The 12943-nt window shown below is 69.9% G+C and carries 14 protein-coding genes; 9 read left to right on the top strand and 5 right to left on the bottom strand.

Features of this window, described 5'->3' with window-relative positions; translation table 11 throughout:
• Window positions 1-32 precede the first annotated feature (32 nt).
• Window positions 33-1208 carry a macrolide family glycosyltransferase gene (locus AC07FN_RS08165; RefSeq protein WP_478394966.1) on the bottom strand — a complete coding sequence of 392 codons (1176 nt, stop codon included), beginning with the start codon at window positions 1206-1208 and terminating at the stop codon, window positions 33-35.
• Between the two features lie 244 nt (window positions 1209-1452).
• Complete coding sequence (gene map, locus AC07FN_RS08160; RefSeq protein WP_478394965.1) at window positions 1453-2220, bottom strand: type I methionyl aminopeptidase; 768 nt, start codon at window positions 2218-2220, stop codon at window positions 1453-1455.
• A gap of 57 nt (window positions 2221-2277) precedes the next feature.
• Between map and AC07FN_RS08155 the strand changes: the two genes are divergently transcribed.
• The 3 genes from AC07FN_RS08155 to AC07FN_RS08145 all read left to right on the top strand — a co-directional run bounded on the left by AC07FN_RS08155 (window position 2278) and on the right by AC07FN_RS08145 (window position 4288).
• On the top strand, window positions 2278-2550 hold the full coding sequence (locus tag AC07FN_RS08155; RefSeq protein WP_478394964.1) for a helix-turn-helix domain-containing protein: 273 nt from the start codon (window positions 2278-2280) through the stop codon (window positions 2548-2550).
• A 347-nt stretch (window positions 2551-2897) separates the two neighbouring features.
• Window positions 2898-3425 carry a hypothetical protein gene (locus tag AC07FN_RS08150; RefSeq protein ID WP_478394963.1) on the top strand — a complete coding sequence of 176 codons (528 nt, stop codon included), beginning with the start codon at window positions 2898-2900 and terminating at the stop codon, window positions 3423-3425.
• The gene (locus tag AC07FN_RS08145; RefSeq protein ID WP_478394962.1) at window positions 3419-4288 is read left to right on the top strand and encodes a hypothetical protein; all 870 of its coding nucleotides are present in this window, start codon (window positions 3419-3421) and stop codon (window positions 4286-4288) included. Before AC07FN_RS08150 ends, AC07FN_RS08145 begins: the two co-directional genes overlap by 7 nt.
• A 6-nt stretch (window positions 4289-4294) precedes the next feature.
• Here the strand turns inward: AC07FN_RS08145 and AC07FN_RS08140 are convergent, their stop codons facing one another.
• Window positions 4295-4975: a histidine phosphatase family protein gene (locus AC07FN_RS08140; protein ID WP_452612402.1), complete on the bottom strand. Its 681-nt coding sequence runs from the start codon at window positions 4973-4975 to the stop codon at window positions 4295-4297.
• 105 nt (window positions 4976-5080) lie between these two features.
• Window positions 5081-5902, bottom strand: coding sequence for an undecaprenyl-diphosphate phosphatase (locus tag AC07FN_RS08135; protein WP_478395002.1), 822 nt, complete (start codon window positions 5900-5902; stop codon window positions 5081-5083).
• A 289-nt stretch (window positions 5903-6191) separates the two neighbouring features.
• Here AC07FN_RS08135 and AC07FN_RS08130 point away from each other — a divergent pair, with 289 nt between their 5' ends.
• From AC07FN_RS08130 to AC07FN_RS08120, 3 genes are all read left to right on the top strand, one after another.
• Window positions 6192-7175, top strand: coding sequence for an aldo/keto reductase (locus AC07FN_RS08130; protein ID WP_478394961.1), 984 nt, complete (start codon window positions 6192-6194; stop codon window positions 7173-7175).
• A gap of 101 nt (window positions 7176-7276) precedes the next feature.
• Window positions 7277-8257, top strand: a complete 981-nt coding sequence (locus AC07FN_RS08125) for a YncE family protein (protein WP_478394960.1) — start codon at window positions 7277-7279, stop codon at window positions 8255-8257.
• Window positions 8254-8472 (top strand): DUF5703 family protein, encoded by a 219-nt coding sequence (locus AC07FN_RS08120; RefSeq protein WP_093263387.1) that lies wholly within the window; start codon window positions 8254-8256, stop codon window positions 8470-8472. Before AC07FN_RS08125 ends, AC07FN_RS08120 begins: the two co-directional genes overlap by 4 nt.
• Before the next feature lie 5 nt (window positions 8473-8477).
• Here the strand turns inward: AC07FN_RS08120 and AC07FN_RS08115 are convergent, their stop codons facing one another.
• Window positions 8478-9527, bottom strand: coding sequence for a lipoate--protein ligase family protein (locus tag AC07FN_RS08115; RefSeq protein ID WP_478394959.1), 1050 nt, complete (start codon window positions 9525-9527; stop codon window positions 8478-8480).
• Window positions 9528-9610: 83 nt separating this feature from the next.
• Between AC07FN_RS08115 and AC07FN_RS08110 the strand changes: the two genes are divergently transcribed.
• The 3 genes from AC07FN_RS08110 (at window position 9611) to AC07FN_RS08100 (ending at window position 12921) form a co-directional block, all read left to right on the top strand.
• Window positions 9611-11161: an N-acyl-D-amino-acid deacylase family protein gene (locus AC07FN_RS08110; RefSeq protein ID WP_478394958.1), complete on the top strand. Its 1551-nt coding sequence runs from the start codon at window positions 9611-9613 to the stop codon at window positions 11159-11161.
• A 343-nt stretch (window positions 11162-11504) separates the two neighbouring features.
• Window positions 11505-11666, top strand: coding sequence for a hypothetical protein (locus tag AC07FN_RS08105; protein ID WP_165968059.1), 162 nt, complete (start codon window positions 11505-11507; stop codon window positions 11664-11666).
• 43 nt (window positions 11667-11709) lie between these two features.
• Window positions 11710-12921: a threonine synthase gene (locus AC07FN_RS08100; protein WP_478394957.1), complete on the top strand. Its 1212-nt coding sequence runs from the start codon at window positions 11710-11712 to the stop codon at window positions 12919-12921.
• The last annotated feature ends 22 nt before the right edge of the window (window positions 12922-12943 follow it).

The following is a 12943-nucleotide window of genomic DNA, read 5'->3' as shown; positions in this document are numbered from 1 at the left end:
GGGTGGGGATGCCCAACAGCGGGTTGCCGGGGTCAGTTCAGGTGGGCTTCGAGGGCGTCGGCTCCGGCGGTGGCGCCGCCGCAGTCGTGGATGATCTGGCGCATCCGCTGGAGGTTGGCGCGGACCTGTTCGTCGGTGGCGATGCCGTCGACCGCGGTGCGCAGTCCGGCGGCGGTGACGGTGTCGGGGTCGAGGCGGCGGCCGAGGCCGAGTTCTTCGGCGCGGGTGGCGTTGGCGGCTTGTTCGGGCATTTGCGGCACGGCGACCAGGGGCACCCCGGCGTGCAGGGATTCCATGGTGGAGTTCATGCCGGTGTGGGAGAGGAAGACGGTGGCGTGGCGCAGGACCGCGGGCTGCGGGAAGGAGGCGCGCACGTCGAAGTTGGCGGGGATCTCGCCGAGGCCGGCGGGGTCGACGTGCTGCCCGGTGGACATGGCGACCTGCCAGGGGCTGTCGGCGAACGCCTCGAAGCACATCCGGTAGAACTCCGGGCGGTTGTTGAACGCGGTGCCCAGGGAGATGAACAGCAGCGGGGCGCCTGCGTCGCGGGGCTGCCAGGGCTGCTCGTGGCGGTCGCCGAGCAGCGGGCCGATGAAGTGGAACCGCTCGTCGAAGGTGTCGGCGGCGAGTTGGAATTCCCGGGGCAGGAACACCAGGTTGAGCTCGGCCGGCGGCGCACCGAAGGGCAGTTGGGCGCGGACGCCGAACTCGTCGCCGATCTGCTGGATCCGCCGGCCGAATTCGGCGAAGGCCTCGGGGGAGAATGCGGGGTTGTCCTTGGCGACGGTGTCGAGGAGGGAGAATTTCTCGTTGGCGGCGAAGCTGGGCATCAGGGCGATCATGGGGATGTCGAGGTCGTTGGCGAGCATGCGCCCGATGGGACTCATGACGTCGACGCAGACGGCGTCCGGCGGGTCGGCGCGGAAGTGCTCGCGCAGCGGCGGGAAGCTGTTCTTGATGTCGTCGATGAAGAACTGCATCAGCCTCGCCACCGGGGGCGGGACGGATTGCGACTGGGGCGGTATTTCCGGCACGTCGGTGGGGAGTTCGACGACGTCGGCGCCGGTGGCTTCCACTGCCTGGACCATCTTCGGGCCGGTGGCGTAGCTGACCCGGTGGCCGCGGCGCAGCAGTTCGGTCACCAGGGGCAGGGTGGGGTTGATGTGGCCGGCGGCGGGCATGCTGATGAACGCGAAGTGCTTTTTCATGATCCCTCGGACTGGACGTGCGCGTTGTGCGCGGGGCTCACCGTCCAGTATCCGGATCCGTTCCGGCGGCGGCATGTGGCGTTGATCATCACCGTTTCCGCCTATTCCGGTCAAAAAGTGTTCGGGCCCGGTGGAATTGCGTCCGGCATCGGCCGCTCGCCGCAATTCCCGCCACGCCCCCGTTTTGCCGGAGCCCGCCGGCACGCGTTTCCCCGGCGGCCCGGGTTCCGCGTTGTTCCCGATGTCAGGGCAGGGTGAGCACGCGCGGGCCGTCCTCGGTGATGGCGATGGTGTGCTCGACGTGGGCGGCGCGGCTGCCGTCGCCGCTGAGCACGGTCCAGCCGTCGTCGGCGGTGCGGATGTCGTCGCGGCCGCCGGCGAGGAACATCGGCTCGATGGCCAGGACCAGGCCGGGGCGCAGCGGCGTGCCGCGGCCGGCGGGGCCGTCGTTGGGCACGAACGGGGCTTCGTGCATGTCGCGGCCGACGCCGTGGCCGCCGAGGGGGTCGGGGATGCCGTAGCCGGCGCTGCGCCCGACGACGCCGATGGCGCGGGAGATGTCGCCGATGCGGGCGCCGGGCCGGGCGGCGGCGATGCCGTCGGCGAGGGCCTGCGCGGTGGTGTCGGCCAGCCGGGTGTCCTCGGGGCGGGCGGTGCCGACGCTGAAGGTGATGGCGGCGTCGCCGACCCAGCCCTGCAGGCGGGCGCCGCAGTCGATGCTGACGAGGTCGCCGTCGGCGAGCCGCTGCCCGTTGGGGATGCCGTGCACGATCGCGTCGTTGACCGAGGCGCAGATGGTGCCGGGGAACGGGGTGGGCGCCCAGTTGGGCCGGTAGCCGAGGAACACCGGTTGTGCGCCGGCGTCGGTGATCGTGGTGTGCGCGAGTTCGTCGAGTTCGAGCAGCGTGGTGCCGGTGGTGGCGTGCTCGCGGACGGCGTGCAGCGCTCGGGCGACGATGCGGCCCGCTTCGCGCAGCGCGTCGATCTCGGCCGGCGTCTTCAGTTCGATCACGTGCGTCTCTCCCACACCACTGGACCCAATAACTATACCGATATTAGTATCACGGCCATGGTGCGCGTGCCGCTGAACGAGCAAGAACGGCAACGGGGCGAACTCCTTGGCCAGGCGCTGCGGGAGGCCCGCGGCGCGCGCAGCATGGTCGAGATCGCCGCCGCGTCCGGGATTTCCACCGAAACCCTCCGCAAGATCGAGAAGGGCCGCATCCCCACCCCGGCGTTCTTCACCGTCGCAGCGGTGGCCGACGCGGTGGGACTGTCGCTGGACGAGCTGCGCAAGGACGTCGCGGCGACACAGGAAACACAACAGCGCATGTCGGCGTGACCCGGCCGGACCGGCCATAACTCCCCCTTAAAGCCGACTGAAACCAGACCGGCTTCGCGGACCCTCGGCCACTGGGCAACGGTCCGCTTCGGACAGTCCACATCGGACACCAATGATGGCGACTCTTCGTGTCCGCGCATGCGTTTCCAGTTGACCCCGCCACGCCCTCCGCGTGCTGCGACGGAGATCACAAGCAGGCTCCCGCGGGGTGCCTACGCTCCGGCAACCGGCCGGTGACCCGCCGGGCGCGTGGACCGTCCGACACGAAATCATGACGAATTCGCTACGATTCGCCGGCCGGGTCGGGGACAGGACAACAACCGGCACTACACGAACGGAGTGACCAGTTGCCCGCCGAGCACCCCGACCCGTTGCGCCGCTGGTGGTGGCGGACCCCGCTGGCGGCACGTCTGCTGCCCGCCGTCGCGCTGCTGACCGCGACCGGCGCCGGCGCCCTCAGCGCCCTGCCCGCAGGAAGCCAGGACGTCGCCACTCCACCGCCCCCGCGCGCCCCCGTCGACTACGTTGCGCCGACCACCACGGCGGTCACCACGACCACCACGGCCGCGGAAACCACCGAGCCGGAACCGGCCGCGCCCCCGACGACCAGCAGCAGCCGCCCGCAACCCACCACCACGGCGGCACCGGTCACCACCACCAGCAGCCGCCCGCAACCCACCCGCGCGCCCACGCCCCCGGGCTGGGACCACGGGCGGCCCACGACCACCTCCACCCGCGGCGACGACTGGGTCCCGGAAGTCACCGAAGGCGAACGCTGCTCCCGCGAAGGCGACGTCGGCCGCACCTCCTCGGGCGCCGCCGCCAGCTGCGAACGCGACGACCACGGCAAGCTGAGGTGGACCACGCAATGGTGAACAAGAACAACCCCGCCACCGACCGCCATCACGCCAGCGCCCTGCGCATCCTGGAAAACGGCCCCCACGCCCCGCAATGCCCCCACGGGCACGGCCCGCTGACCACCATCACCGACCCCGCCGCCCCCACCGGCGTGGCAATGGCCTGCCCGCAATGCGGACAACGCCGCGGCATGGAGATCACGATGCTGCGCACCCTGCTCAACCCCGAGAACGCCGACTTCGACCAGCCGCTGGCGATCTCCCCCACCGACAACCCGGCGCCGCCGGCCAACCCGGAGCCACCGGCCGTCACCGACACCGACACCGCGGCGCTGGACGTCACCGCCGAAATCCCCCGGGTGCAACCCGAAGACACCGCCCGCGAACCCCTGGGCAAGATCACCGCGCACCACACCCGCGACGACGCCGACGGTGACGAGGCGGACCTCGACCACATCCCGCCGCCGCCCCGCGGCCACCGACCCGACGGCACCATCCGCACCACCGGCTGGCTCCAGCTGGGCGCACGACCGATCAGCTCCGGGCTCTGGGCCGCGCTCGCCGGCGCCGCACTCGGCCTCGCCCTCATCGACCTCAACACCTGGCTGCCGCTGATTCTGCCCGCAGCCGCCTACGCCCTCTGGTTCGCCACCACCCGCTGGATCCGGCCCGCCTCGGCCGCCACCAACCTCGAACAGGTCTACGCCGACGAACTGCTCCCCGGCGACGCCATCCGCATCTACGGCCCGATCGGGCCCGTCGGCATCGTCGACCAGGTCACCCCCGCTACCAACGAGCAGGTCATCGTCCGCTTCACCGGCGGCACCCAGCGCTTCCTGCCCGCAGACGCCCGCTGCCACCTCGTGACACTGCGCAACTAGCGCGGCTCAGCGATCCGACGAACCCGTCGTCCCACCCACGACGGCATCCGACTTCGCCGCATCCACCGGCGGCACCAACCCCGACACGTCCCCACCGGTGTCGTTGACCTTCAACACGAACGGCCTCGTCTCGGTGTAGCGCACCACGCTCACCGAACACGGATCCACCACGATCCGCTGGAACCCGTCCAGGTGCAGCCCCAACGCATCCGCCAGCACCGACTTGATCACATCGCCATGCGTGCACGCCAACCACACCGCATCCGCACCGAACCCGCGATCGTGCGCCCGCACCGCGGCCACCGACCGCGCCTGCACCTGCGCCAACCCCTCGCCACCCGGGAACACCGCCGCCGACGGATGCTGCTGCACCACCTTCCACAGCGGCTCCGCGGTCAACTCGGTGATCTTCCGGCCGGTCCACTCGCCGTAGTCGACCTCCGCCAGATCCGGCTCCACCACCGGCGAAAGCCCCCGCTGCGCGGCCAGCCCCGCCACCGTCTCCCGGCACCGCTGCAACGGCGACACCACGATCCCGGCCAGCGGAACCCCCGCCAACCGGTCCACCAACCCGGCCGCCTGGCCCACCCCGGTCTCGTCCAACCCGACACCGGGCGAACGCCCCGCCAACGTACCGGCACCATTGGCCGCCGACCGCGCATGCCGCAACAGGATGAGAGTCGCCACGCCCGCCGACTGTAGGCCCCACCCCCGCGCCACCCACCACAACCCCCGGCAAACGAAAACGCGGCCGGCACCCGACGGTGCCGACCGCGCTCCCCGATCACCGGATCACGGCTGCATGACGCCGAAACCCAACAACCCGAACACCAGCAGGCCCAACGCGATCCGGTACCACACGAACAAGTACACGCTGTGCCGCTCCACGAACCGCAGCAACCAGGCGATCACCGCATACCCGATCACCCCGGCCACCACCGTCGCCACGATCATCTGCGCCGTCGTCGGCTGCAACCCGTACGGGCTCGGCTCGAACACGTGCGGGATCTCCGACAACCCCGCCGCGAACACCGCCGGAATCGCCAGCAAGAACGAGAACCGCACCGCCGTCGGCCGGTCCAGCCCCAACGACAGACCAGCCGTGATCGTGCCACCCGACCGCGACACACCCGGGATCAACGCCAACGCCTGCGCGAAACCCATCACCACGCCATCGCTCAACCGCAACCGGTCCTGCGACCGCCGCTGCTGACCGAACCGCTCCGCCAACCCCATCAGCACACCGAACACGATCAACGTCGTGCCCGTGATCCACAGGCTCCGGAACGTCGACCGGATGAAGTCCTGGAACAGGAAACCCAGCACGCCGATCGGCAAACTACCGACGATCACATACCAGGCCAGCCGGTAATCCTGCGTCCGCCGCACCTCGGCGTTCACCAAACCCCGGAACCACACGCCCACCAACCGGACGATGTCCTTCAGGAAGAAGATCACCACCGCCAGCTCGGTGCCGATCTGCGTCACCGCCGTGAACGACGCACCAGCATCGTCACCGAAGAACAACTTCGACACGATCGACAAATGACCGGACGAAGAAATCGGAAGGAACTCCGTGAGCCCCTGGACCACGGCCAACAGCATGGCCTGCAACCACGACAACGAAACCCACTCCAGCACGATCGCGGAAACCCTTGTGCGCCCACCGGCCACCGGCCGCCAAGCTCGAAGCCCAAATCTTGCAGCATTCCCACCGCCCGCCCTCCCCCACCCCGGGCAACCACATCCCACCAGGTCAGCGAACGGCTGATCACAGCGAGCGACGAACAAACCCGGCACCCACCGGCACCACGACCCGAACTGTGATCCGGAACACCCAGAACCAGACCCGCCGCAGCAGCCTCACCGCCCACGGCCGCCACAGGCAATACCCTCACCCACCGTGGAACACCGACAACTCGGCCGCAGCGGCCTCCGCGTCTCCCGACTCGCCCTCGGCACCATGACCTGGGGACTCGACACCGACGCCGACGAAGCCGCCGAGCAACTGTCCACCTTCCACGAAGCCGGCGGCACCCTCATCGACACCGCCGACGTCTACCAGGACGGCCACACCGAAGAAATCCTCGGCGACCTCCTCACCACCCAACTCCCCCGCGACGAAATCGTCCTCGCCACCAAAGCCGTCGCCCGCCGCAAACCCGGCCCCTTCGGCGGCGGCGCCTCCCGCGGCGCCCTCCTCACCGCCCTCGACGGCTCACTGCGCCGCCTCCGCACCGACCACGTCGACCTCTGGCAACTCCACGCCTGGGACCCCTCCGTCCCCCTCGACGAAACCCTCTCCGCCATCGACACCGCCGTCACCAGCGGCCGCGTCCGCTACGCCGGCATCTCCAACTACGCCGGCTGGCAACTCGCCACCGCCGCCACCCACCAGAACACCCACCCCACCCGCACCCCCCTCATCGCCACCCAAGCCGAATACTCACTCCTCGAACGCGGCATCGAACGCGAAGTCACCCCCGCCGCCACCCACCACGGCCTCGGCCTCCTCGCCTGGGCACCACTCGGCCGCGGCGTCCTCACCGGCAAATACCGCAACGCCACCCCACCCGACTCCCGCGGCGCCACCAGCCACTTCGCCAGCTACGTCGAACACCACCGCACCGAACGCGCCGCCCGCATCGTCCAAGCCGTCCTCACCGCAGCCGAAGGCCTCGGCTCCGCACCCGTCCACGTCGCCCTCGCCTGGGTCCGCGACCGCCCCGGCGTCACCGCCCCCATCCTCGGCGCCCGCACCAACACCCAGCTCAAAACAGCCCTCGCCGCCGAAGACCTCACCCTCCCCCCAGCCATCCGCGCCGCCCTCGACGACATCAGCGCACCCGACCAGAGCTACCCCGAACGCAACCCCGCCCAGCCCTGACACCCCGGGCCAACCACCACCCGACCGACCGAATCAGGGATGCTGGAGCCAGCAACACGCACCGCAACCCGCGGGGCACGCGGCACCAAGGAGGACCCCCGTTGCGTCGGCTGGCCATCATCTGCCTCTCCGCAACCCTGCTCACCGGCTGCGGAATGGACACCACCAGCGACCCCCTCCAGGTCACCGACACCCTCACCGCCGCAACACCCGCCACCGCGCCCCCCGCAACCACCCCACCAGCAGGAACCGTCCACCCCGCACCCCCCGTGCAACACGCCGCCTATGACCGCGACACCCACACCCTCGTGCTCGCCAGCGGCCCCCAGCTCACCCTCGTGGACACGCGCACCAACACCCCGCGCACCCTCACCCTCCCCAGCGCCCCCGCCACCCTGCGCACCGACCGCGGCCAACTCACCGCCGCACTCCCCGACACCAACCTCATCAGCCGCATCGACCTGCGCACCGCCACCGCACGCCCCACCCAGGTCCCCGGCGGCCCGGTCGACGCCATCGACCTCGACGGCGACCGAACAGCCGTCATCCTCCGCGACACCGGCACCGTCACCGTCCTCCACAACGGCAACCCCACCGCCACCACCGAGAAGTTCCAAGGCCCGGCACAACTGCTGCCCACCCGCGGCGGCATCGCGGTCCTCGACCGCCTCACCACCGCCATCACCCCCATCGACCCCGCAACCGGCAGCAAAGGTGCAGGCCTCCGCGCCGGACAAGGCGCCACCAACGCCATCACCGACCGCTACGGGCGCATCCTCACCATCGACACCCGAGGCCAAGAACTCCTCGCCTTCAGCACCGACCCGCTGATCATGAAACAGCGCTACCCCGTGCCCGGCGCCCCCTACGGCCTCGCCTACGACCCCACCCGCGACCTAGCCTGGATCACACTGACCGCAACCAACGAACTCGTCGGCTACGACATCGCCGGCGGCGAACCCCAGGAACGCCACCGGCTCCCCACCATCAGCCAACCCAACGCAGTCGCAGTCGACCCAGACACCGGAGACGTCTACATCGCCTCCGCCAACGGCGCCGGCTACCAGGTGGTGAGAGCGTGAACGCAGAAGGAACCGACACCGAAACCGACTGGGAATACCAACCGCTGCGCCTCCCACCGGGCGTCACCCGATGGAGCGCAGCGACCCAACTCAGCATCCACGCCGAATTCTCCGGCTGGGAGCTCTCCCGCGTGCTCCTCTACGCCGACGGAACCCGCAAGATCTGGCTACGCCGCCGCCGAACCACCCCCGGCGTACCCGGCCTGCTCACCTGACCCGGTCACGGCACCCGCAGCAACCACTCCCGCGTCGCGAACTTCGACTCCACCAACTCGCGCGCCCGCTGCCGCTCGCCCTCCGACACCGGACCATCGGACAACCCGAACCGCCGGCGGAACCCCTCGATCAACCGCTCGATGATCACCTCACGAGCCAACCCCGTCTGCCGCCGCAACGGATCCACCCGCTTCTTCGCGCTCGAGATCCCCTTGTCCGACAACTTCTCCTTCCCCACCCGCAACACCTCACCCATCTTGTCCGCATCGATGCTGTAGGACATCGTCACGTGGTGCAGAACCGCACCCGACACCAACCGCTTCTGCGCCGCACCACCGATCTTCCCGCCATCCGACGCGATGTCGTTCAACGGCTGGTACCACACGTTCAACCCCAACTCCCGCAACACACCCAGCACCCAGTCGTCCAAGAACGCGTACGACTCCACGAACGTCATCCCCGCCACCAGCGAACCCGGCGCATAAAGCGAATACGTCACCGTGTTCCCCGGCTCCACGAACATCGCCCCACCACCGGTGATCCGCCGCACCACCTCGACCCCATGCCGCTGCGCACCAGCCACGTCCACCTCATTGCGCACCGACTGGAAACTCCCGATGATCACCGCCGGCGCCGCCCACTCCCAGAACCGCAACGTCGGCGCCCGCCGCCCCGCCGCCACCTCCTCGGCCAACACCTGGTCCAACGCCATGTGCATCAACGGCGTCTGCGGCCCATCGTGGACCAACCGCCACTCGTGATCAGCCCAATCCGACGCACGCGTCAACGCCCGCCGCACCGCGACCCCGACCGCCTCCGCATCGAAGCCCACCAACCGCGCACCAGCCGGCAACCCGCTCCGGATCCGCGCCGCCAACTCCGCCCCATCGGCATCCACCGGCGCCCCCGTCAACGCACCGTTGATGTCCTCCAAAGCCTCATCCGGCTCCAAGAAGAAGTCCCCACTCAACCGCACATCCGCCAGCCGACCGTCCACAACGTCCAGATCGACCACGACCAGCTTCCCGCCGGGAACCTTGTACTCACCGTGCACCGCACACCCCTGCCCTAGACACCGACGAACCGGACAACATCACACGACCACCGTTATTCCACCGCACCCGAAAGGCAGCCCGCGTGACCACCGAACTGCTCACCGGCGCGCTCCTCGCCGACGGCACCGGAACACCCCTGCGCCCCGCCGAAATCCTCATCCAGGACGACCGCATCACCGCCGTCGAACACCCCGGCACCCTCCCCACCGGCACACCCCGACGCGACCTCACCGGACTCGTCCTCGCCCCCGGCTTCATCGACGTCCACTCCCACGCCGACAACGCCCCACTGCTCACCACCGACGACACCACCAAGATCCTGCAAGGCGTCACCACCGAAATCGTCGGCAACTGCGGCTTCAGCCTCGCACCGCGCAGCACCCGCAACGCCGACACCCTCGCCACCTTCCTGCAACGCCTCTTCCCACCGCTGGACTTCACCTGGACCGGCTTCCACGACCTCTTCGCCGCCACCGACGCAGCCGGCTACGTCACCAACTACTGCCCCCTCATCGGCCACGGCACCCTCCGCATCGCCGCCCTCGGCATGGCGGACACCGCCCCCGACGACAACGCCCTCCGCACCATGCGAACCGCCCTCGAAGAAGGCATGACCGCCGGCGCGTTCGGCTTCTCCAGCGGACTCATCTACCCGCCCGCCGTCTTCTCCACCACCCGCGAACTCACCGCCGTCGCCGAAGCACTCGCCGGCACCGGCCTCTACGTCACGCACATGCGCGACGAAGGCGACGCCCTGCTCGAATCCATCGAGGAAGCGCTCCACATCGGCGCCACCGCGGGACGCACCCACCTGTCCCACCTCAAAGCCACCAAACCGGACAACTGGGGCAAGATGCGGCCCGCCCTCGACAAGATCGACCAAGCCCGCAACACCGGCCACGACGTCGTCCAGGACGTCTACCCCTACACCGCGTCCTCCACCATGCTCACCGCCGTCCTCCCCACCTCGTACCTCGCCGGCACCGCCGAACAGACCATCGCCCGCCTCCGCAGCAAGACCGGCCGCGACGACCTCGCCGCCACCATCGGCGAACGCACCGCCTGGGACCGCATCCTCATCGCCACCACCGCCAGCCACCGCCACGAAGGCCGCACCATCGCCGAACTCGCCGCGCACGACGGCACCGAACCCGTCGACGCGCTGATCAAGGTCCTGGTCGACGAGCAACTCCGCGCAGCGATGATCAACTTCTCGATGCACGAGGACGACCTCGAACTAGCCATGACCGACCCGCACACCATGATCGGCTCCGACGGCCTGCCACCCGGTACGGGCGGCAAACCGCACCCGCGACTGACCGGCACCTTCCCCCGGGTCCTCGGCCGCTACACCCGCGAACGCGGCGTCCTGACCCTCCCCGAAGCCATCCGCCGGATGACCTCGCTGCCCGCCCGGTGCTTCCGCATCCCGGACCGCGGCGTGATCGCCCCCGGCAACATCGCCGACCTGGTCGCGTTCGACGCCGACGCGGTCACCGACATCGGCGACTACCAGGACCCGATGCGCCCGCCCGCCGGCATCCCCTGGGTCTGCCAGGCCGGGCGAACCGTCGTCGAGAACGGCGAATACATCGGCCCCCGCACCGGAATCCGCCTGACGCCGAAAGCCTGACCCGCGGAACGCCTCAGACGAGACCGGCCAACAACTCCGCGAACACCGCCGGCCGGCTGAAGCAGCCGACGTGCGAGGCGGCCAGCTCGCGCACCTCGACCCGAATCCCTCGCTCCCGCAAGGGAAACCCCTGGCCATCTATGCGCTTTGGCGGGTGTACAGCAAGCCGGTCCGTGATGATCGTGGATTTAATTTCAATCTACACTGATACGATAGAAGTTAATATTGCACGCGTACTCCTCCCGACCGGGCGATTTCCGATCAGCGATCGCGGGTCGCCATGCGATCTCCCAACCCGAGAAGCACCATCAGGCAATAACTTCCGCTTCGAGAGGAGCCGGGCATGACGCTCTCCGACCACTTCGCCGCCCCGCAGCAGCGAACCGCCTCCCCCACCCCGGACTTCGGAGAACTCCACGTGCCCGCCCAGGACCGAGTGGAAACCACCCCCGCCGCGGATCACGACGACCACGACGAGAGCCACCTGATCCGCGGCTACGACTGACCGGAACCCTTCCCCGCCCCGCCAGCCGCTACGCTCTGGAAGCGTGGCAACCGATCTCTCGCTGGCCATCGGCCAGCGCTCGATGGGCAACCCGGACATCGCCTACCCGCTGTGGCCGCCGCTGACCGCCGGCTGCCCCACGACGAGCACCGACGAGATCGCCTACCCGGTCGAAGTCGACTACGACTACGACCGGGTCCCGCCAGGTCTGTTCCAGCCCGCGACCGGCACCGGCCTGGACCGCTGGGCGCCGCTGCTGCCACCCCTGACCGCCCCGGGACTGGCCGAAGGCGGCACGCCGCTGGTGGAGATCGCCGACGGCGCATTCGTCAAGGACGAAGCGCGAAACCCCACCTGGAGCCACAAGGACCGGCTGAACCGCTGCACGGTGAGCGCCGCCCTCGGCTCGGGCGCAGACGGGATCGTCGTCGCATCGTCCGGCAACCACGGCGCATCCGCCGCCGCGTACGCCACCCGCGCCGGGCTGAAGTGCGTCGTGCTCACCTCGGCCGAAACCCCGCCCGCGGTCACGTCATTCCTACGGGCCTACGGCGCGGTCGTGCTGACCGTGCCAACGGAAGCGCGTTGGCCGCTGCTGCGCCAGATCGTGGCCGAAACGGGCTTCCACCCGGTCAGCAACGTCACGACGACGCACACCGGACACGCCTTCGGCCCCGAGGGGTACAAGACCATCGCGTACGAGATCTTCACCGAACTCGGCGTCCCGGCGGCGGTGTTCGCGCCCACCGGGTACGGCGAGCTGCTCTTCGGCGTGTGGAAGGGATTCACCGAGCTGGCACGCCTCGGCGTGGCCACGACGACGCCCCGGATGTTCGCCTGCGAACCGGCCGCGGGCGGCCCCCTGGCCCGCTCCCTCGCCGAAGGGCGCCCGGCGGCGGAAGTCGAGGTCGCCCAGACCGCCGCCTACGCGATCAACTCCAAGGTCAGCGGCTACCGACCGGTGGCGGCGATCCGGGCCAGCAGTGGGCGCGCGCTGCTGGTGGACGACGCCGAAATGACGCGGGCGCAACACGATCTGGCCCGCGCGGGCCTGTGGTACGAGATCTCCGCGGCCGCCGGGCTGGGCGGCTTCCGCCAGGCGCGCGCCCAGGAGGAATTCGACGGTCCCGTGGTCTGCATCGCCACCTCCAGCGGGTTCAAGGACATCGGCGTCGGGACGCAACGGCCCGAACCTGTCGATCCGCGCTGGGACGTGGTGCGCCGGCACCTGCAGTCCTCCGGCATCGCGTGCTGAACCGCGCATCCACAGTGGATCG

The organism is Saccharopolyspora sp. NPDC045941, from assembly GCF_056431445.1.
The sequence above is the reverse complement of the archived record's forward strand: the minus strand, read 5'-3'. Positions and strand labels throughout refer to the sequence as shown.

What these genes read in the sequence shown, in the direction of transcription:
- AC07FN_RS08165 (WP_478394966.1), bottom strand. Translation starts at nt 1,208, where the DNA reads ATGAAAAAGCACTTCGCGTTCATCAGCATGCCCGCCGCCGGCCACATC.
- AC07FN_RS08155 (WP_478394964.1), top strand. Translation starts at nt 2,278, where the DNA reads ATGGTGCGCGTGCCGCTGAACGAGCAAGAACGGCAACGGGGCGAACTC.
- AC07FN_RS08145 (WP_478394962.1), top strand. Translation starts at nt 3,419, where the DNA reads ATGGTGAACAAGAACAACCCCGCCACCGACCGCCATCACGCCAGCGCC.
- AC07FN_RS08105 (WP_165968059.1), top strand. Translation starts at nt 11,505, where the DNA reads ATGACGCTCTCCGACCACTTCGCCGCCCCGCAGCAGCGAACCGCCTCC.